15 protein-coding genes are annotated in these 16,833 nt (G+C 70.3%); 7 read left to right on the top strand and 8 right to left on the bottom strand.

Annotation, left to right across the window (positions count from 1 at the left end; all coding sequences use genetic code 11):
* Window positions 1–75: 75 nt before the first annotated feature.
* The gene (locus ABZW18_RS25540; RefSeq protein WP_356191440.1) at window positions 76–1,245 is read left to right on the top strand and encodes a serine hydrolase domain-containing protein; all 1,170 of its coding nucleotides are present in this window, start codon (window positions 76–78) and stop codon (window positions 1,243–1,245) included.
* 254 nt (window positions 1,246–1,499) lie between these two features.
* Here the strand turns inward: ABZW18_RS25540 and ABZW18_RS25535 are convergent, their stop codons facing one another.
* Window positions 1,500–3,206, bottom strand: a complete 1,707-nt coding sequence (locus ABZW18_RS25535; RefSeq protein ID WP_356191438.1) for a glycerol-3-phosphate dehydrogenase/oxidase — start codon at window positions 3,204–3,206, stop codon at window positions 1,500–1,502.
* 197 nt (window positions 3,207–3,403) lie between these two features.
* Between ABZW18_RS25535 and ABZW18_RS25530 the strand changes: the two genes are divergently transcribed.
* Window positions 3,404–4,666, top strand: a complete 1,263-nt coding sequence (locus ABZW18_RS25530; RefSeq protein WP_356191435.1) for a nucleotide sugar dehydrogenase — start codon at window positions 3,404–3,406, stop codon at window positions 4,664–4,666.
* A gap of 48 nt (window positions 4,667–4,714) precedes the next feature.
* Complete coding sequence (locus ABZW18_RS25525) at window positions 4,715–5,170, top strand: hypothetical protein (RefSeq protein ID WP_356191432.1); 456 nt, start codon at window positions 4,715–4,717, stop codon at window positions 5,168–5,170.
* 323 nt (window positions 5,171–5,493) lie between these two features.
* Here the strand turns inward: ABZW18_RS25525 and ABZW18_RS25520 are convergent, their stop codons facing one another.
* From ABZW18_RS25520 to ABZW18_RS25505, 4 genes are all read right to left on the bottom strand, one after another.
* On the bottom strand, window positions 5,494–6,621 hold the full coding sequence (locus tag ABZW18_RS25520) for a GuaB3 family IMP dehydrogenase-related protein (protein ID WP_356191430.1): 1,128 nt from the start codon (window positions 6,619–6,621) through the stop codon (window positions 5,494–5,496).
* Window positions 6,622–6,895: 274 nt separating this feature from the next.
* The gene (gene guaB, locus ABZW18_RS25515; RefSeq protein WP_356191427.1) at window positions 6,896–8,398 is read right to left on the bottom strand and encodes an IMP dehydrogenase; all 1,503 of its coding nucleotides are present in this window, start codon (window positions 8,396–8,398) and stop codon (window positions 6,896–6,898) included.
* A 259-nt stretch (window positions 8,399–8,657) separates the two neighbouring features.
* A complete protein-coding gene (locus ABZW18_RS25510; protein WP_356191424.1) occupies window positions 8,658–9,260 on the bottom strand; it encodes a sigma-70 family RNA polymerase sigma factor in 603 nt (200 codons plus the stop codon).
* Between the two features lie 369 nt (window positions 9,261–9,629).
* The gene (locus tag ABZW18_RS25505) at window positions 9,630–10,241 is read right to left on the bottom strand and encodes a response regulator transcription factor (protein WP_003948568.1); all 612 of its coding nucleotides are present in this window, start codon (window positions 10,239–10,241) and stop codon (window positions 9,630–9,632) included.
* A 378-nt stretch (window positions 10,242–10,619) separates the two neighbouring features.
* Here ABZW18_RS25505 and ABZW18_RS25500 point away from each other — a divergent pair, with 378 nt between their 5' ends.
* Complete coding sequence (locus ABZW18_RS25500) at window positions 10,620–10,925, top strand: WhiB family transcriptional regulator (protein WP_356191422.1); 306 nt, start codon at window positions 10,620–10,622, stop codon at window positions 10,923–10,925.
* A 132-nt stretch (window positions 10,926–11,057) separates the two neighbouring features.
* On the opposite strand, the gene ABZW18_RS25495 is transcribed toward ABZW18_RS25500, so the two are convergent.
* Window positions 11,058–11,969, bottom strand: coding sequence for a LysR family transcriptional regulator (locus tag ABZW18_RS25495; RefSeq protein WP_356191420.1), 912 nt, complete (start codon window positions 11,967–11,969; stop codon window positions 11,058–11,060).
* Between the two features lie 79 nt (window positions 11,970–12,048).
* On the opposite strand from ABZW18_RS25495, the gene ABZW18_RS25490 reads away from it, so the two are divergent.
* From ABZW18_RS25490 to ABZW18_RS25480, 3 genes are all read left to right on the top strand, one after another.
* Complete coding sequence (locus tag ABZW18_RS25490) at window positions 12,049–12,708, top strand: MOSC domain-containing protein (protein ID WP_356191417.1); 660 nt, start codon at window positions 12,049–12,051, stop codon at window positions 12,706–12,708.
* 155 nt (window positions 12,709–12,863) lie between these two features.
* Window positions 12,864–13,637 (top strand): SDR family oxidoreductase, encoded by a 774-nt coding sequence (locus ABZW18_RS25485; RefSeq protein ID WP_356191414.1) that lies wholly within the window; start codon window positions 12,864–12,866, stop codon window positions 13,635–13,637.
* A 61-nt stretch (window positions 13,638–13,698) separates the two neighbouring features.
* Window positions 13,699–14,397, top strand: a complete 699-nt coding sequence (locus ABZW18_RS25480; protein WP_356191411.1) for an ester cyclase — start codon at window positions 13,699–13,701, stop codon at window positions 14,395–14,397.
* A 164-nt stretch (window positions 14,398–14,561) separates the two neighbouring features.
* On the opposite strand, the gene groL is transcribed toward ABZW18_RS25480, so the two are convergent.
* Together groL and groES are read right to left on the bottom strand one after the other, a co-directional pair.
* A complete protein-coding gene (gene groL, locus ABZW18_RS25475; protein WP_356191408.1) occupies window positions 14,562–16,187 on the bottom strand; it encodes a chaperonin GroEL in 1,626 nt (541 codons plus the stop codon).
* 89 nt (window positions 16,188–16,276) lie between these two features.
* Entirely contained in the window at window positions 16,277–16,585 is a 309-nt protein-coding gene (gene groES, locus ABZW18_RS25470; protein ID WP_189130527.1) for a co-chaperone GroES, read from the bottom strand.
* Between the last annotated feature and the right edge of the window lie 248 nt (window positions 16,586–16,833).

Genomic DNA, 16,833 nt, shown 5'->3' with positions numbered 1-16,833 from the left:
CATGGCACGGGGTCCGCGCGGCGCGGCCGTGCCCCGGGGGTGGCACAGCCGTAGGGGCCGGTCATGATGGGTCCCATGGCGAAATCCACGGCGTGTCTCCCGGGAGCGGCGGCCCTGGTGGTCGCGCTGCTCGCGGGTGGCTGCGCGGCGCCGGACGGCAGCGCTCCGGAGGCGCCACGCCCGGGCGTACGGGCGGCTGTGCGGCAGCTCGTGACAGCGGGTGAAGCACCGGGTGCGGCGGCGCTGTCGCGGGACAGGCGCGGAACGTGGTTCGGATCGGCGGGTGTGGCCGACCTCCGCAACGACCGCCGGATGGGGGCGGGCGACCGTTTCCGGGCCGGAAGCGTCACCAAGATCTTCGTCGCGACGGTGGTCCTGCAACTCGTCGCAGAAGGCCGCCTCGGCCTCACCGACACGGTGGACGACCACCTGCCCGGTCTCGTCCGCGGCAACGGCAACGACGGCCGCAGGATCACGGTCCGCCAACTCCTCAGCCATACCAGCGGGCTGTTCAACTACACGGAGGATCCGGAGCTGAAGAGAGTGGTCTTCGGCAGAGGGTTCGCCGAGCACCGTCTCGATGCGTACTCGCCCGAGCGGCTCGTACGGGTCGCGCTGCGCCACGCCCCGCGCTTCCGGGCCGGCTCGGGCTACCACTACTCGAACACCGACTACATCCTGCTCGGCCTGGTCGTCGAGGAGGTGACCGGGCGCCGGTACGCCGAGGAGGTCCAGCGCCGTATCGTCCGCCCGCTCGCCCTCACCGGCACGTCCTTCCCCGGCACCCGGCCGACCCTGCCCGGGCCGCACGGCCGGGCGTACTCCACCGCGTCCGCCCCTCCGGGGGCGCCGAAGCGGAAGATGGACGTCACCGCTCTCGACCCGTCCAGCGCGGGCGCCGCGGGCGAGGCGGTCTCCACTCTCGGCGACCTGAGCCGCTTCCTCCGGGCGCTGCTGGGCGGCCGGCTGCTGCCGCCGGAGCAGCTGCGCCGGATGCGGGACACCTCGGGGACGCAGGGAGCCTACGGGCTGGGACTGTTCCCGGTGCGGCTGCCGTGCGGGAGGACGCTGTGGGGCCACAACGGCAGCATCAACGGCTCGTACGTGCAGACTCTCGGCACCGCTGACGGCAGCCATGTGCTCAGCTACCGCGTCAACACCGACGCGGTCGGGGACGAGCGGGCCGAAACCCGTCTCCTCGAAGCGGAGTTCTGCCCGCCGGCCGGGACGCGACCGCCCCGCTGACGGCGCCTGGCGCTTCCCCCCTGCCATCGCCGTCCGCGGCGGGCTCCGGGATCGGGAGCGGCCTTGCCGTGCTCGTCGTCGGGCGGCGGGGCGCCACGGCACCCACGACGCCAAGTGAGTCACAGCGGTCCGTCGTCACAGCACCACCGTGACGCCATGGCGCCACAGCGCCGGCCCGGCGGCACCACGTCGGCCCGGCGGCACAGCGCCAAGAACGCGAGAGCGGCACAGCGCCACAGCGGCACAGCGGAGCGTCAGAGCGGCACGATGTCCGGAGCGCCCAGACGGGCCGCGTCAGCCGTCAGGTCATCCGGCTGGCGCTGCGACTCGCGCTCCGCCTCCACCCGCTTCTCGTAGTGCTCCACCTCCCTCTCCACCTGGTCCGTGCCCCACCCGAGGACCGTCGCCATCAGCTCGGCGGCCTCGCGGGCGCTGCGCGTGCCCCGGTCGAAGGTCTCGATCGCAATCCGGGTCCTGCGGGTCAGCACGTCGTCGAGATGGCGGGCGCCCTCGTGGGAGGCGGCGTAGACGACCTCGGCCCGCAGATAGTCGTCGGCCGCGGAGAGCGGCTCCCCCAAGCCCGGATCACGGGCGACCAGCTCCAGGACCTCCTCGGCCAGCGAGCCGTACCGGTTCAGCAGGTGCTCGATCCGCGCGACATGCAGCCCGGTGCGCGCGGCGATCCGCGCCCGCGCGTTCCACAGCGCCTTGTAGCCCTCCGCGCCGACCAGCGCGACGTCCTCCGTGACGCATTCCGCCACCCGCTGGTCCAGGGCGTGCACCGCCAAGTCCACGGCGTCCTTGGCCATCACGCGGTACGTCGTGTACTTGCCGCCCGCTACCACCACGAGACCCGGTACCGGGTGCGCGACCAGGTGCTCGCGCGACAGCTTGCTCGTCGCTTCCGACTCCCCGGCCAGCAGCGGGCGCAGCCCCGCGTACACACCCTCCACGTCGTCCCGCGTCAGCGGCACCGCGAGCACCGAGTTGACGTGCTCCAGCAGATAGTCGATGTCGGCGGTGGACGCGGCCGGGTGCGCCTTGTCCAGGTCCCAGTCCGTATCGGTCGTGCCGACGATCCAGTGCCTGCCCCACGGGATGACGAACAGCACGCTCTTCTCAGTGCGCAGGATCAGCCCGGTCGTGGAGTGGATCCGGTCCTTCGGCACGACCAGATGGATGCCCTTGGAGGCCCGTACGTGGAACTGGCCCCGCTCCCCGATCAACGCCTGTGTGTCGTCCGTCCACACCCCCGTCGCGTTCACGACCTGCTTGGCGCGGATCTCGTACTCTCCCCCCGCCTCCACATCCTGCACCCGGGCACCCACAACGCGTTCGCCCTCGCGCAGGAAGCCGATGACCCGGGCACGGTTGGCGACATCCGCGCCGTACGCCGCGGCCGTACGCACCAGGGTCGCCGTATAGCGCGCGTCGTCCATCTGGGCGTCGTAGTACTGGAGGGCGCCGACCAGCGCGTCCTTCTTCAGGCACGGCGCCACCCGCAGCGCGTGCTTACGCGTCAGGTGCCGGTGCAGCGGCAGCCCGCGGCCATGGCCCGACGAGACCGACATGGCGTCGTACAGCGCGACGCCCGAGCCGGCGTACCAGCGCTCCCAGCCCTGGTGCTTGAGCGGATAGAGGAAGGGAACCGGCTTGACCAGGTGCGGAGCCAAGCGCTCCAGCAACAGGCCGCGCTCCTTCAGGGCCTCGCGGACGAGCGCGAAGTCGAGCATCTCCAGATAGCGCAGACCACCGTGGATCAGCTTGCTCGACCGGCTCGAGGTGCCGGACGCCCAGTCGCGCGCCTCGACCAGACCGGTAGCCAGCCCCCGGGTCGCCGCATCGAGGGCGGTGCCTGCGCCGACCACGCCTGCGCCCACCACGAGAATGTCCAGCTCCCGCTCCGCCATTCGGGCGAGAGCCTCACCGCGCTCGGCCGGTCCCAGTGTCGCTGTCCTCACCGCTGCCTCCGTTGTGGTCCGGGTAACCCGTTCCCCTGTTGGTGGATTCTCACCGCGCCGCGGGCCCGCAACCTCCATGCGCCCGCAGTGGCAACACCCATACCTCCACCATCAGCCAATACTCAATATCAGTCATATGTGTGCTTAGCCTTACATAGAGCCTTGAAAGATCGTCTCGGGAAGGACGGCCCGCAGCCATGCCCGCAGACCTCGCCGTCATCGGACTCGGCCACCTCGGCCTCCCCCTCGCCCACGCCGCCACCGCCGCCGGCATTCCCACCATCGGCTACGACACCGACACCCGCACCATCGCCGAGTTGCGGGCAGGCCGACCCCCGGTGGACGGTTCGCTCACCGCCGCCGAGATCCGCCGGATGCTCTCCGGCGGCTTCCGGGCCACGACCGACCCGGCCGAGCTGGGCCGCGTCCGTACCGCCGTGATCTGCGCCCCCACCCCGCTCGGCGAGGACCATGCGCTGGACCTGTCGGCGGTCGGAGAGGCCGCACGGGAACTCGCCGCACGCCTCCGGCCGCGCGCCACTGTGCTGTTGGAGTCCACCGCCTACCCGGGCACCACCGAGGAATTCCTGCGTCCGATCCTGGAGGAGGGCTCCGGGCTGCGCGCCGGGCAGGACTTCCACCTCGCCTACTCCCCCAGCCGGCTGGACCCGGGCAACCGCGCCTACGGGTACGCCAACATCCCCAAGGTGATCGGCGGCCTCACGCCCGCGTGCACCGAGGCCGCCGCGGCCTTCTACGGACGGTTCACCGACCGGGTCGTACGCGCGCGTGGCCTGCGCGAAGCCGAGGCGGTCAAGGTGCTGGAGACCAACTACCGGCAGGTCAACATCGCGCTGGCCAATGAGATGGCGGTCTTCTGCCACGACATCGGGGTCGACCTCTGGGACGTCGTGCGCTGCGCGGAAACGAAGCCCTTCGGCTTCCAGGCCTTCCGCCCCGGGCCCGGCGTCGGCGGCCACGGGGTCCCCATCGACCCCAACTACCTTTCCTACAAAGGCCGAAGCATGGGTTATCCGCTCCGCATGGTGGAGCTGGCCCAGGAGGTCAACGGGCGCATGCCGCGCTACGTCATCCAGCGCTGCGCGACCCTCCTCAACGAGCACGGGAAGTCCGCCCGCGGGGCCCGGATCCTTCTGCTCGGGGTCACCTACAAACCCGATGTCGCGGACCAGGAGGGCTCACCCGCCCGCGAGATCGCCTCCCGGCTGATGGAGCTGGGCGCCCAGCTCAGCTACCACGACCCGTACGTCCCCCAGTGGCGGGTCATGGGCCAGCCGGTGCCGCGCGCGGACTCCCTCTACGAGGCCGCGGCCGCCGCCGATCTGACGCTGCTGCTCCAGCACCACCGCACGTACGACCTCCAAGGGCTCGCGGTGAAGGCCCAATTGCTGCTGGACACCCGCGGCGCGACGCCGGTGGGCGCCGCCCACCGGCTCTGATCCCCCTGCTAGCGTTCCGAGGCAGATCACCCGTCAGGGGGGATGACCATGAGCGAGGCCTCGCAACCGGCCGGTACGGCCCTGATGGTGCGCATCGAGAGGCGCACCGGGCTCGGCGTGGCCGCCGGGGCCGCCGCCGCGACCGCCGCCGGGCTGCTGCTCGGTGCCCTCCAGGGCGGCACGGGCCGCCAGAGCCATGAACTCGGTTTCTGGGCACTCGCCATCGGGCTGCTCGTCGGCGCGGTCCTCGGCAAGGTCGGCGGCCGGGGCCGGGCGGTCGCGCTGTGGGGCATACCGCTGGCGCTGGCCGGTGTCGCCCTCGCCCAACTCCTCGCCGCCGCCTCCCAGGCCGCTCCCGGGTACTCCGCCCTCGACCTCTTCACCGGCCACCCGGGGCCGGCCCTGGACTACTGGTGGACCGAAATCCTCGGCAGGAACGACGTCACCTTCTACACCGTCGCCGGCCTCGAGGGCTATCTAGTCGCCCAGCGCGTGGCCGAGTAGCGACCGTCCCCCTGGAACTCCCGTCCGTGCGCCGGACGTACCGGCAGCGTTCCGACCAAGTCACCGGCAGTGGAAATACCTTGCGCCACTGTCATCGCCGACTGCTGCCCTCGGCGGAATTCGAGTCAAGGCACTCCGGTCCGAACATGGAGTGCAGTCCGCTCTCGGCGGCTCCGCAGGCTTCAGCATCACCAAGAAGCTCGGCGGCTGACGCACCGGACGGCCGACGCAGCAGACGCAACGGAAGGGCCCCGACCGCACCAGCGGCCGGGGCCCTTCCCGTCGTACCTACGTCGCACACGCCCGGAGCGGGCGCGCCCGCGTCAGCGCTTGTCGTGCTGGGACGGGGCGACCGTCACCTCGACGCGCTGGAACTCCTTGAGCTCCGAGTAGCCCGTGGTGGCCATCGCCCGGCGCAGCGCGCCGAAGAAGTTCATCGAGCCGTCCGGGATGTGGGAGGGCCCGAGCAGGATCTCCTCGGTCGTCCCCACCGCCCCCAGGTTCATCCGCTTGCCACGCGGCACGTCCTCGTGGATGGCCTCCATGCCCCAGTGGTGACCGCGGCCGGGCGCATCCGTCGCCCGCGCCAGCGGCGAGCCCATCATCACGGCGTCGGAACCGCAGGCGATGGCCTTCGGCAGATCACCGCTCCAGCCCACGCCACCGTCGGCGATCACATGCACGTACCGCCCGCCGGACTCGTCCATGTAGTCCCGCCGCGCCGCCGCCACATCCGCGACTGCGGTCGCCATCGGCACCTGGATGCCCAGCACGTTCCGCGTGGTGTGCGCGGCCCCGCCGCCGAAGCCGACCAGCACACCGGCCGCGCCCGTCCGCATCAGGTGCAGGGCGGCGGTGTACGTCGCGCACCCGCCCACGATCACCGGTACGTCCAGCTCGTAGATGAACTGCTTCAGGTTCAGCGGCTCGGCGGCACCGGACACGTGCTCGGCCGAGACCGTCGTCCCGCGGATGACGAAGATGTCCACGCCCGCGTCCACCACGGACTTGGAGAACTGCGCGGTGCGCTGCGGCGACAGCGCGGCCGCGGTGACCACGCCGGAGTCGCGGACCTCCTTGATGCGCTGCCCGATCAGCTCCTCCTTGATCGGAGCGGCGTAGATCTCCTGCATCCGCCGCGTGGCGGTGCGCTCGTCCAGCTCGGCGATCTCCGCGAGCAGCGGCTCGGGGTCGTCGTACCGCGTCCACAGGCCCTCGAGGTTCAGTACGCCGAGTCCGCCCAGCTCGCCGATCCGGATGGCTGTCTGCGGCGACACCACCGAGTCCATCGGTGCGGCGAGGAACGGCAGCTCGAAGCGGTAGGCGTCGATCTGCCAGGCGATCGAGACCTCCTTCGGGTCCCGGGTACGACGACTCGGTACGACGGCGATGTCGTCGAACGCGTAAGCCCTGCGGCCGCGCTTGCCGCGCCCGATCTCGATCTCAGTCACGTGTGTGGCCTTTCCTCAACGTCTGCCGTACCAGTATCCCCGAGCCGTGCGCACCACCGACCGGCGGAGGACCACCGGCGGAAGGGGACGGGTCGCAAGGGCGGGGGTTCCGGACGCTGCCGTGCATGTGCGGGCCGCCGGGCCCGTCAATATATGGTCCGCCCCCCGGGCCCGAACCCCCGAGCCGGAGGCCCCGGCCACGCAGCGCTACGGGTACCGTCCCGCCCGGCCCCCGCGAGGCCACCGGCGCCCGCTCCGGCCTGTCCCGCGTGGGCTAGCGGCGCGAGTAGTTCGGCGCCTCGGTCGTCAGCTGCACGTCGTGCGGGTGGCTCTCCTTCAGCCCCGCCGCCGTGATCCGCACGAAGCGCCCCTTCTCCTTCAGCTCCGGGATGTCGGCCGAGCCGACGTATCCCATCGACGCCCGCAGGCCGCCGACCAGCTGGTGCGCCACCGAAGCCAGCGGCCCGCGGTACGGCACCTGGCCCTCGATGCCCTCGGGGACCAGCTTGTCCTCGGAGAGGACGTTGTCCTGGAAGTAGCGGTCCTTGGAGTACGAGCGGGCCTGCCCGCGGGACTGCATCGCGCCCAGCGAACCCATGCCCCGGTAGGACTTGAACTGCTTGCCGTTGATGAAGACCATCTCGCCGGGCGACTCCTCGCAACCGGCGAGCAGCGAGCCGAGCATCACGGTGTCGGCGCCCGCCGCGATGGCCTTGGCGATATCACCGCTGTACTGCAGGCCGCCGTCGCCGATCAGCGGCACGCCCGCCGCATGGCACGCCCGCGCGGCCTCGTAGATCGCCGTCACCTGCGGCACACCGATACCCGCGACCACCCGGGTCGTACAGATGGAACCCGGCCCGACACCGACCTTCACACCGTCCACGCCCGCGTCGATCAGCGCCTGCGCGCCGTCCCGCGTCGCGACGTTGCCGCCCACCAGGTCCACCGAAATGTTGGACCTGACCTTGGCGATCATGTCGAGGATGCCGCGGCTGTGACCGTGCGCACTGTCCACGACCAGGAAGTCCGCCCCGGCCTCGACCAGCGCCTGAGCCCGGTCGTACGCCTCGTCACCGACTCCCACGGCCGCACCGACGACCAGCCGGCCCTCGGCGTCCTTCGCGGCGTTCGGGTACTTCTCCGCCTTCACGAAGTCCTTGACCGTGATCAGACCCTTGAGCACACCGGCCTCGTCGACCAGCGGAAGCTTCTCGATCTTGTGGCGGCGCAGCAGCTGCATCGCGTCGTCGCCGGAGATCCCGACCCGGCCGGTGACCAGCGGCATCGGGGTCATGACCTCGCGGACCTGTCGGCTGCGGTCCAGTTCGAAGGCCATGTCACGGTTGGTGACGATGCCCAGCAGCTTGCCCGCCGCGTCCGTCACCGGGACGCCGCTGATGCGGAACTTCGCGCACAGGGCGTCGGCCTCGCCGAGCGTGGCGTCCGGCCGGACGGTGATGGGGTCCGTCACCATCCCGGACTCGGACCGCTTCACCAGATCGACCTGATTGGCCTGGTCCTCGATGGAGAGGTTGCGGTGCAGCACGCCCGTGCCGCCCTGGCGGGCCATGGCGATGGCCATCCGGGCCTCGGTGACCTTGTCCATGGCCGCGGACATCAGCGGGATGTTGACCCGTACGTTGCGCGAGACGCGGGTCGAGGTGTCGACCGCGTTCGGCAGCACTTCGGACGCGCCCGGCAGCAGCAGCACGTCGTCGTATGTCAGCCCGAGCATCGCGAATTTTTCGGGCGTTCCGTCGACGTTGTCAGTCATGACACCTTCCCCAGTGCTCTTGCCCAGCGCGGACTCCCATGCTAACGGCCTTCGGCGGTGCTCCCGAGACCACTCCCGTAGGGCGCTGGTCACGGCCGATGCCATCCGGCCACTGGCCGCCGGGCCGCGACCGGCTGCCGCCGCCCCGCTCCCGCGTCTGCTTGCCCCGTACCCCCGGCCGTCCGTGCGATGTCTCCACCGCCCGGCCGCTTGCTGTCCACCGCCAGGCTCCCGCGGTGCCCGCCGCCCGTGCCCCGCTCTACTGCTCGGCGAGGGCCCTCAGACGGCTGAGCGCCCGGTGCTGGGCCACCCGGACCGCGCCGGGCGACATCCCGAGCATCTGCCCGGTCTCCTCGGCCGTCAGGCCCACCGCGACCCGCAGCAGCACCAGCTCCCGCTGGTGCTCCGGGAGGTTCGCCAGCAGCTTCTTCGCCCATTCGGCGTCACTGCTGAGCAGCGCCCGCTCTTCCGGCCCGAGGGAGTCGTCCGGCTGCTCCGGCATCTCGTCGGACGGCACGGCCGTACTCCCCGGCCCGCGCATCGCCGCCCGCTGCAGATCGGCGACCTTGTGCGCGGCGATCGCGAAGACGAACGCCTCGAACGGCTTTCCGGTGTCGCGGTAGCGCGGCAGCGCACACAGCACGGCCAGGCAGACTTCCTGCGCGAGATCGTCGACGAAGTGCCGGGCATCGCCGGGCAATCGCGACAGCCGGGCCCGGCAGTAGCGCAGCGCGAGGGGATGCACATGGGCCAGCAAATCGTGCGTGGCCCGCTGGTCGCCCTCTACCGCGCGGTGGACGAGACCGCCGATCTCCCCAGGACCTCCGGCCATGGGGGGACCCAGGTTCTCGTCTTCGCGCATCGGTCCATGGTGCCTTGGCGCCGGACGTTCCACGGCACCGCCCTCATGGTTGTGCATCGAACCGTTACGCTCCGATGTTCTCGCACTCACGTCCCGCGCCTCCCCTTTCGGGTCATGCCCGCCCCGCGCTCACGACTCCACCGATAGCTTGTGCCCATGCCACACGGCATCAGGCAGGGCTTGTCCGTCATGAGGTCTCTTCTGGCCGAGTGAGAAGCCCCGGCCTCCACCGGGGAGGAGTCACACCTCAAGGATGCGGCATCGCGCGAGGTTTCGGCGTCGGACGCCGACGCAGTGAGGTCGCGGTGCGGACCCACCAGGAAATTTGGCCCGCACCGCGACCTCACTGCGCTACACGTCGCACCGCACTCAGCGGACCAGGCCCCAGCGGAATCCGAGCGCGACGGCGTGCGCCCGGTCCGAGGCGCCGAGCTTCTTGAAGAGCCGCCGGGCGTGCGTCTTGACCGTGTCCTCCGAGAGAAACAACTCACGGCCGATCTCCGCATTGGATCTGCCGTGGCTCATGCCCTCCAGCACCTGGATCTCGCGCGCGGTGAGGGTCGGTGCGGCCCCCATCTCGGCGGACCGCAGCCTGCGCGGGGCGAGCCGCCAGGTGGGGTCGGCGAGCGCCTGCGTCACGGTGGCCCGCAGCTCGGCGCGCGAGGCATCCTTGTGCAGATAGCCGCGGGCGCCGGCGGCCACCGCGAGCGCGACACCGTCCAGATCCTCGGCCACGGTGAGCATGATGATCCGGGCGCCGGGGTCGGCGGAGAGCAGCCGGCGCACGGTCTCGACACCACCGAGGCCGGGCATCCGTACGTCCATCAGAATCAGGTCCGAACGGTCGGCCCCCCAGCGGCGGAGGACTTCCTCACCGTTGGCGGCCGTCGTCACGCGCTCGACACCGGGCACGGTCGCGACCGCGCGGCGGAGCGCCTCTCGGGCAAGCGGGGAGTCGTCGCAGACGAGGACGGATGTCATGACCGCCCTCCGCAGCTGATGCGCGTCACCTTGAGCCTCCAGGCTGGTACGAATCGTCACCTGAGCGATTGACCGCCCCGGACATCTGCCCGAGTACTTGTACCGTCAACCGCCTCCGCACTCTCAACGACGGTCACCCGAAAGAGTTACGGGCTCCAACGGCCGCGTTCAGCACTCTACGTGAGGGGACGGACACGCGGCGGCCGCAGCGAGTGACCAGGCGTTTCGGTTGGACTATGCCCTATTTGGCGGCTTTTCTTCACATCTGCCGGTGTCTGTCGCTAGATTCGCAATGAGTCATATTTACATCTACTTACACAGTGGATGTACGGTCGTGGGCACTGTATCCGTACCGGAACGCCTCCGAGGGGATAAGCAATGGCAGATTTCTCCCGCCTTCCAGGTCCCAACGCCGATCTGTGGGACTGGCAGCTCCTGGCCGCCTGTCGTGGGGTCGACAGCTCGCTCTTCTTCCACCCGGAAGGTGAGCGCGGCGCGGCCCGAAGTGCGCGCGAGACCTCTGCGAAGGAGGTCTGCATGCGCTGCCCGGTACGCGCCGAGTGCGCTGCGCACGCCCTGACAGTGCGGGAGCCCTACGGCGTATGGGGCGGACTGACCGAGGACGAACGGGAGGAGCTGATGGGCCGGGCACGGCACCGATTGATCTCCACCACCGGCAACTGAACCGACCTGATTGCAGAAACGATTCACCTCCGGCGGCGGCTCCGCGTTGCAGCTCCGTCGGTGACTCGCTCCCGAGCGGCGTGCCGGGATGGCGCGCGGCCCGGTGGGGGGATGGTGCGGCGGCAGCCGCACTCAGCGGCGGGCAGCAAGCGCCAGGCGTTCCAGCGTTGCCCCGACCGCGGGTACATGTGCGAGGTCCGGCAGGGTGAGCGCCACGACCTCCCGCTGAACCACCGGTTCCACCTCTACGGTCACGGCGCCCTTGGCCCGTACGGACTCGAGCGCCAGCTCGGGCAGCACCGCCACCCCGAGCCCCGCGCCGACCAGCCCGATCACGGCCGGGTAGTCATCCGTCGCGAAGTCGATCCGCGGCGTGAAGCCCGCTTTCTCGCACACCTCGACCAGATGCCTGCGGCAGCGGGGACACCCTGCGATCCAGGACTCCTCCGCCAGTTCGGCGATATCCACCCGCTCCGCGGCGGCGAAGCCGTGCCCTTCCGGAACGACCCCGATCAGCCGGTCGGTGAGCAGCGGCCGTACGACCAGGCCCTCCCACTCCGCAGCGGCCGCGGGGTCGGCGCCTCGGACCTCCGGATACCGGAAGGCCAGCGCGATCTCGCAGTCCCCCGCGCGCAGCATCTCCACCGACTCCGGCGGCTCGGCCTCGGCCAGCGAGACCCGGGTGCCGGGGTGGGCGGCGCGCATCTCGGCGAGCGCGGTCGGCACGAGCGTGGAACTGCCGCTGGGAAAGGAGACGAGCCGGACCCGCCCGGCGCGCAGCCCCGCGATGGCCGCGACCTCTTCCTCAGCGGCGGTGAGGCCGGCCAGGATCGCGGCAGCGTGCCGGACCAGGGCCTGACCGGCCTGGGTGAGGCGCATCTCCCGCCCGGCGCGGACCAGCAGCGGGGTGCCCGTGGAGTGCTCCAGTGCCTTCATCTGCTGACTGACGGCGGGCTGGGTGCAGCCCAGCTCGCGTGCGGCGGCCGAAAAGGATCCGGTGGCGGCGACGGCGCGCAGCACTCTCAGATGGCGGGTCTCGATCATGCTTCAACCATAAGCGCGGCTTTGAGGCGGCAGGAAAATCCTTCGCGCGGGCGGGGAGCCGAAGCTTAGGGTGCGGACCATGCGCGTTCTGTCCTTGAACCTGGGCCGCCCGCAGGCTTCGGAGCACACCGACGCCGATGCAACCGGCATCGACAAACGGCCCACCGAGGGACCGGTGCGGGTGACCGCGCCCGGCCCCAAGGGAACGGCCGGCAGCGGGCTGGCCGGGGACGCGGTCTGCGATCTGCGCCATCACGGCGGCGACGACCAGGCGGTGTACGCGTTCGCCCGCGAGGATCTGGACCGCTGGGAGACGGAGCTGGAGCGACCGCTCCCGGACGGCGTCTTCGGCGAGAACCTCACAACCGCCGGGATGGATGTGAGCGGTGCGCTGATCGGTGAGCGCTGGCGGATCGGCCCGGAGCTGCTGCTGGAGGTGTCCGGGGTCCGTATCCCGTGCCGAACCTTCGCGGGATGGCTGGCGGAGCGGGGCTGGGTCAGGCGCTTCACGCAGGCCGCGGCGCCGGGCGCTTATCTGCGGGTGATCGAGCCGGGCGAGATCCGGGCCGGGGACACGATCGAGGTCGTGCACCGCCCGGGCCACGAGGTGACGGCCGCGTTCCTCTTCCGGGCGCTGACGCTCGAACCGGAATTGCTGCCGCGCATCCTCGCGGCGGGTGACGCACTGGACCCCGAGGCACGGGCGCGGGCGGCGAAGCGCACGGCGGGCAGCTCGTAGGGGGCCGATGCGGAATCGGGGCGGACCTGCCCCGATGGTACGGACGCGGATGATCGACCTGAAACCGGAGCGCGCGGAGGCAACGGGGCCGCGCGGCAGGGGCACTTCCCAGGGGCACCTCTCGGAGGCGCATCGGGGAGCACTACCGTTCGCCCATGACGACTGCATTGATTACGGGAGCCACAGCGGGCATCGGAGCGGCCTTCGCGCGGAGGCTGGCCGCCGACGGACACAACCTGGTGCTGGTGGCACGTAACGCCGAACGGCTCCGGGAGCAGGCTGCCGAGCTGCACGACAGGCACCGGATCGAGGCCGATGTGCTGGTCGCCGACCTGTCCCAGGACGACGGGATCGCGGCGGTCGAGGCGCGGCTCACCGAGCGCACGCATCCGGTGGACCTGCTGGTCAACAACGCGGGATTCGGCAACAAGGGCCAGTACCTCGAGGTGCCTATGGCCGATGAGCTGACGATGCTCAAGGTGCACTGCGAAGCCGTGCTGCGGCTGACGAGCGCGGCCACCGCGGGCATGCGGGACCGCGGCCGGGGCGGGGTGGTGAACGTCGCGTCGGTGGCGGCGTTCGTACCGCGCGGGACGTACGGCGCGAGCAAGGCGTGGGTCGTGCAGTTCACCCAGGGCGCCGCGCGGGATCTGGCCGGTTCGGGTGTGCGGCTGATGGCGCTCTGCCCCGGGTTCGTACGGACCGAGTTCCACGAGCGGGCGGGGATGGAGACCGGCAACGTGCCGGGGTGGATGTGGCTCGACGCGGACAAGCTGGTGGCGGCCGCGATGAAGGACCTGTCGCAGGGCAAGTCGCTGTCGGTCCCCGACCCGCGCTACAAGACGCTGGTGGGCCTGCTGAGGCTGGCGCCGAGGAACGCGCTGGGCGGCCTCACCTCCCGCACGGGACGCCGCTACGGACCCAACTGACAAGCCAACAAGCGGGCGAACGTCGCTAAAATGGACTAAATGGACTCGATTGGGAGGCGCCATGACGTTCGTACAGATCATCGACTGCAAGACCAGCAAGATCGACGACATGAACCGGCTCATGGACACGTGGGTCGAGCAGACGAAGGGCAAGCGCACCGCCACCCACTCGATCGTCGCCCGGGACCGCTCGGACAGCAGTCACCTCGTCGAGATCGTGGAGTTCCCGTCCTACGAAGAGGCGATGAAGAACTCGAACCTGCCGGAGACGGACCGGATCTTCCAGGAGATGGTCGCGCTCTGCGACGAAATGCCCGCCTTCACCGACCTGGACGTGGTGCGGGACGAGCAGCTCAACAAGGAGATCGCGCGGCGGTTCTTCGACGAGGTCGCCTCCGGGGGCAACCTCGATCTGATCGACGAGCTGTACGTGGACGACTACCGCGATCATGACGTCTCCAAGGAAGAGGAGACCACGGTCGGATCCGATGTCCTGCGGCAGGACGTCACCGGCTGGCGGCAGGCCTTCGCCTTCGACTTCACACTGGACAGCCAGGTGGCCGAGGGCGACGAGGTCCTGACCCGGTGGACCTGGCGCGGAACGCACCGCGGGGACTTCATGGGTATCCCCGCCACCGGTAAGGAATGCACGATGACCGGCATGACCGCCTTCCGGATCCGGGACGGCAAGATCCTCGAGGGCTGGTGGAACTACGACCTCCTGCGGCTGCTCCGGCAGCTCGACGCGGTACGGATGTAGCCGGACGGGTGCAGCGCCGGACGAAGGTAGCCGGCAGCCGGAATCCGGACGCGAACAGCACAGGACCCCGGCCCCCGCCACAGTGCGGCGGGACCGGGGTCCTGTTGCGTCGCGCAGTGTTCGTGACGCCGCGACCGCGGCGTCACGTCGTGCTGCGCTACGGGTCAGTGCGAGTGACCGTGACCGTGACCGGCTGCCTCGGGCTCCTCCTCCGCCGGCTTCTCGACCACGAGCGTCTCAGTGGTGAGCAGCAGGGAGGCGATGGACGCGGCGTTCTCGAGCGCGGAGCGGGTGACCTTGACCGGGTCGATGACGCCGGCCTTCACCAGGTCGCCGTACTCGCCGGTCGCGGCGTTGAAGCCGTGGCCCTTGTCGAGCTCGGCCACCTTGGAGGTGATGACGTAGCCCTCGAGGCCCGCGTTCTCGGCGATCCAGCGCAGCGGCTCGACCACGGCGCGGCGGACCACGGCGACACCGGTGGCCTCGTCGTCCACCTTGCCCAGGCTGCCCTCGAGCACCTTGGCGGCGTGGACGAGCGCGGAGCCACCACCGGAGACGATGCCCTCCTCGACCGCGGCGCGGGTCGCGGAGATGGCGTCCTCCAGACGGTGCTTCTTCTCCTTGAGCTCGACCTCGGTCGCGGCGCCGACCTTGATGACGCACACGCCGCCGGCCAGCTTCGCGAGGCGCTCCTGGAGCTTCTCACGGTCCCAGTCGGAGTCCGTGGCGTCGATCTCGGCCTTGATCTGGTTGACCCGGCCCTGCACCTCGTCGGTCTTGCCCGCACCGTCGACGATCGTGGTGTCGTCCTTGGTGATCGTCACGCGGCGGGCGGAGCCCAGCACGTCCAGACCGACCTGGTCGAGCTTGAGGCCGACCTCTTCGGCCACGACGGTGCCACCGGTGAGGGTGGCGATGTCGCCGAGCATCGCCTTGCGGCGGTCACCGAAGCCCGGAGCCTTCACCGCGACGGCGTTGAAGGTGCCGCGAATCTTGTTGACCACGAGGGTGGACAGGGCCTCGCCCTCGACGTCCTCGGCGATGATCAGCAGGGGCTTGCTGCCGCCGGTCTGGATGACCTTCTCCAGCAGCGGGAGCAGGTCCTGGATCGAGGCGATCTTGCCCTGGTGGATCAGGATGTACGGGTCGTCGAGGACGGCCTCCATACGCTCCTGGTCGGTGACGAAGTACGGGGAGAGGTAGCCCTTGTCGAAGGCCATGCCCTCGGTGAAGTCGAGCTCCAGGCCGAAGGTGTTGGACTCCTCGACGGTGATGACACCGTCCTTGCCGACCTTGTCCATCGCCTCGGCGATGAGCTCGCCGACCTGCTTGTCCTGGGCGGACAGCCCGGCCACAGCGGCGATGTCTGACTTCTCGTCGATCGGGCGGGCGGTCGCGAGGAGCTCCTCGGACACGGCCTTGACCGCCGCGTCGATGCCCTTCTTCAGGGCGGCCGGGGAAGCGCCGGCGGCGACGTTGCGCAGGCCCTCGCGGACCAGCGCCTGGGCCAGCACGGTGGCGGTGGTGGTGCCGTCACCCGCGATGTCGTTGGTCTTGGTCGCCACCTCCTTCACGAGCTGGGCGCCCAGGTTCTCGTACGGGTCGTCGACCTCGACCTCACGGGCGATGGTGACACCGTCGTTGGTGATGGTCGGGGCGCCGAACTTCTTGTCGATGACGACGTTGCGGCCGCGGGGGCCGATCGTCACCTTGACGGTGTCGGCAAGCTTGTTGACGCCGCGCTCAAGGGCGCGACGGGCGTCCTCGTCGAACTTCAGGATCTTCGCCATGGTTGCGTGTGTCCTCTCAATGAACTGCGCCCCGGACGCCCGGTTGTTCAGACACGGGAGCCGGGGCGCAGATCAAAAACGTGGGTGAATTACTTCTCGACGATCGCGAGAACGTCGCGAGCCGAGAGGACGAGGTACTCCTCGCCGTGGTACTTCACCTCGGTGCCGCCGTACTTGCTGTAGAGCACGACGTCGCCGACGGAGACGTCGAGCGGAAGACGGTTGCCGTCCTCGAACCGACCCGGGCCCACGGCCAGGACGACGCCCTCCTGGGGCTTCTCCTTGGCAGTGTCCGGAATGACCAGGCCAGAGGCCGTGGTCTGCTCGGCGTCGAGCGGCTGGACCACAATGCGGTCCTCGAGCGGCTTGATGGCAACCTTGGTGCTGGCGGTCGTCACGATCCGACCTCCCCCTTCGGAGATCTCACGGGGTTAACTGTCTGAGGTGGCGACCTGGTAGATCCGTCGTCGCGGGTGCCGGATCTGCCCGTCGCTTTGTGCTGGCACTCCCTGGTCGAGAGTGCCAATGCCGACACTATGACGCAGTTAGCACTCAGTCAACTAGAGTGCCAACGCGCTCACGGCGCGCCGCGCGGACGCCCCCGGCTGTTCGCATCCCGTTCGAGCAGCGCCGCTCTCGCGCCCCG

This window comes from Streptomyces sp. NPDC004647, assembly GCF_040609575.1.
In the GTDB taxonomy this organism is placed as follows: domain Bacteria; phylum Actinomycetota; class Actinomycetes; order Streptomycetales; family Streptomycetaceae; genus Streptomyces.
The sequence above is the reverse complement of the archived record's forward strand: the minus strand, read 5'-3'. Positions and strand labels throughout refer to the sequence as shown.

What these genes read in the sequence shown, in the direction of transcription:
- ABZW18_RS25540 (WP_356191440.1), top strand. Translation starts at nt 76, where the DNA reads ATGGCGAAATCCACGGCGTGTCTCCCGGGAGCGGCGGCCCTGGTGGTC.
- ABZW18_RS25530 (WP_356191435.1), top strand. Translation starts at nt 3,404, where the DNA reads ATGCCCGCAGACCTCGCCGTCATCGGACTCGGCCACCTCGGCCTCCCC.
- ABZW18_RS25525 (WP_356191432.1), top strand. Translation starts at nt 4,715, where the DNA reads ATGAGCGAGGCCTCGCAACCGGCCGGTACGGCCCTGATGGTGCGCATC.
- guaB (WP_356191427.1), bottom strand. Translation starts at nt 8,398, where the DNA reads ATGACTGACAACGTCGACGGAACGCCCGAAAAATTCGCGATGCTCGGG.
- ABZW18_RS25510 (WP_356191424.1), bottom strand. Translation starts at nt 9,260, where the DNA reads ATGCGCGAAGACGAGAACCTGGGTCCCCCCATGGCCGGAGGTCCTGGG.
- ABZW18_RS25505 (WP_003948568.1), bottom strand. Translation starts at nt 10,241, where the DNA reads ATGACATCCGTCCTCGTCTGCGACGACTCCCCGCTTGCCCGAGAGGCG.
- ABZW18_RS25500 (WP_356191422.1), top strand. Translation starts at nt 10,620, where the DNA reads ATGGCAGATTTCTCCCGCCTTCCAGGTCCCAACGCCGATCTGTGGGAC.
- ABZW18_RS25495 (WP_356191420.1), bottom strand. Translation starts at nt 11,969, where the DNA reads ATGATCGAGACCCGCCATCTGAGAGTGCTGCGCGCCGTCGCCGCCACC.
- ABZW18_RS25490 (WP_356191417.1), top strand. Translation starts at nt 12,049, where the DNA reads ATGCGCGTTCTGTCCTTGAACCTGGGCCGCCCGCAGGCTTCGGAGCAC.
- ABZW18_RS25485 (WP_356191414.1), top strand. Translation starts at nt 12,864, where the DNA reads ATGACGACTGCATTGATTACGGGAGCCACAGCGGGCATCGGAGCGGCC.
- ABZW18_RS25480 (WP_356191411.1), top strand. Translation starts at nt 13,699, where the DNA reads ATGACGTTCGTACAGATCATCGACTGCAAGACCAGCAAGATCGACGAC.
- groL (WP_356191408.1), bottom strand. Translation starts at nt 16,187, where the DNA reads ATGGCGAAGATCCTGAAGTTCGACGAGGACGCCCGTCGCGCCCTTGAG.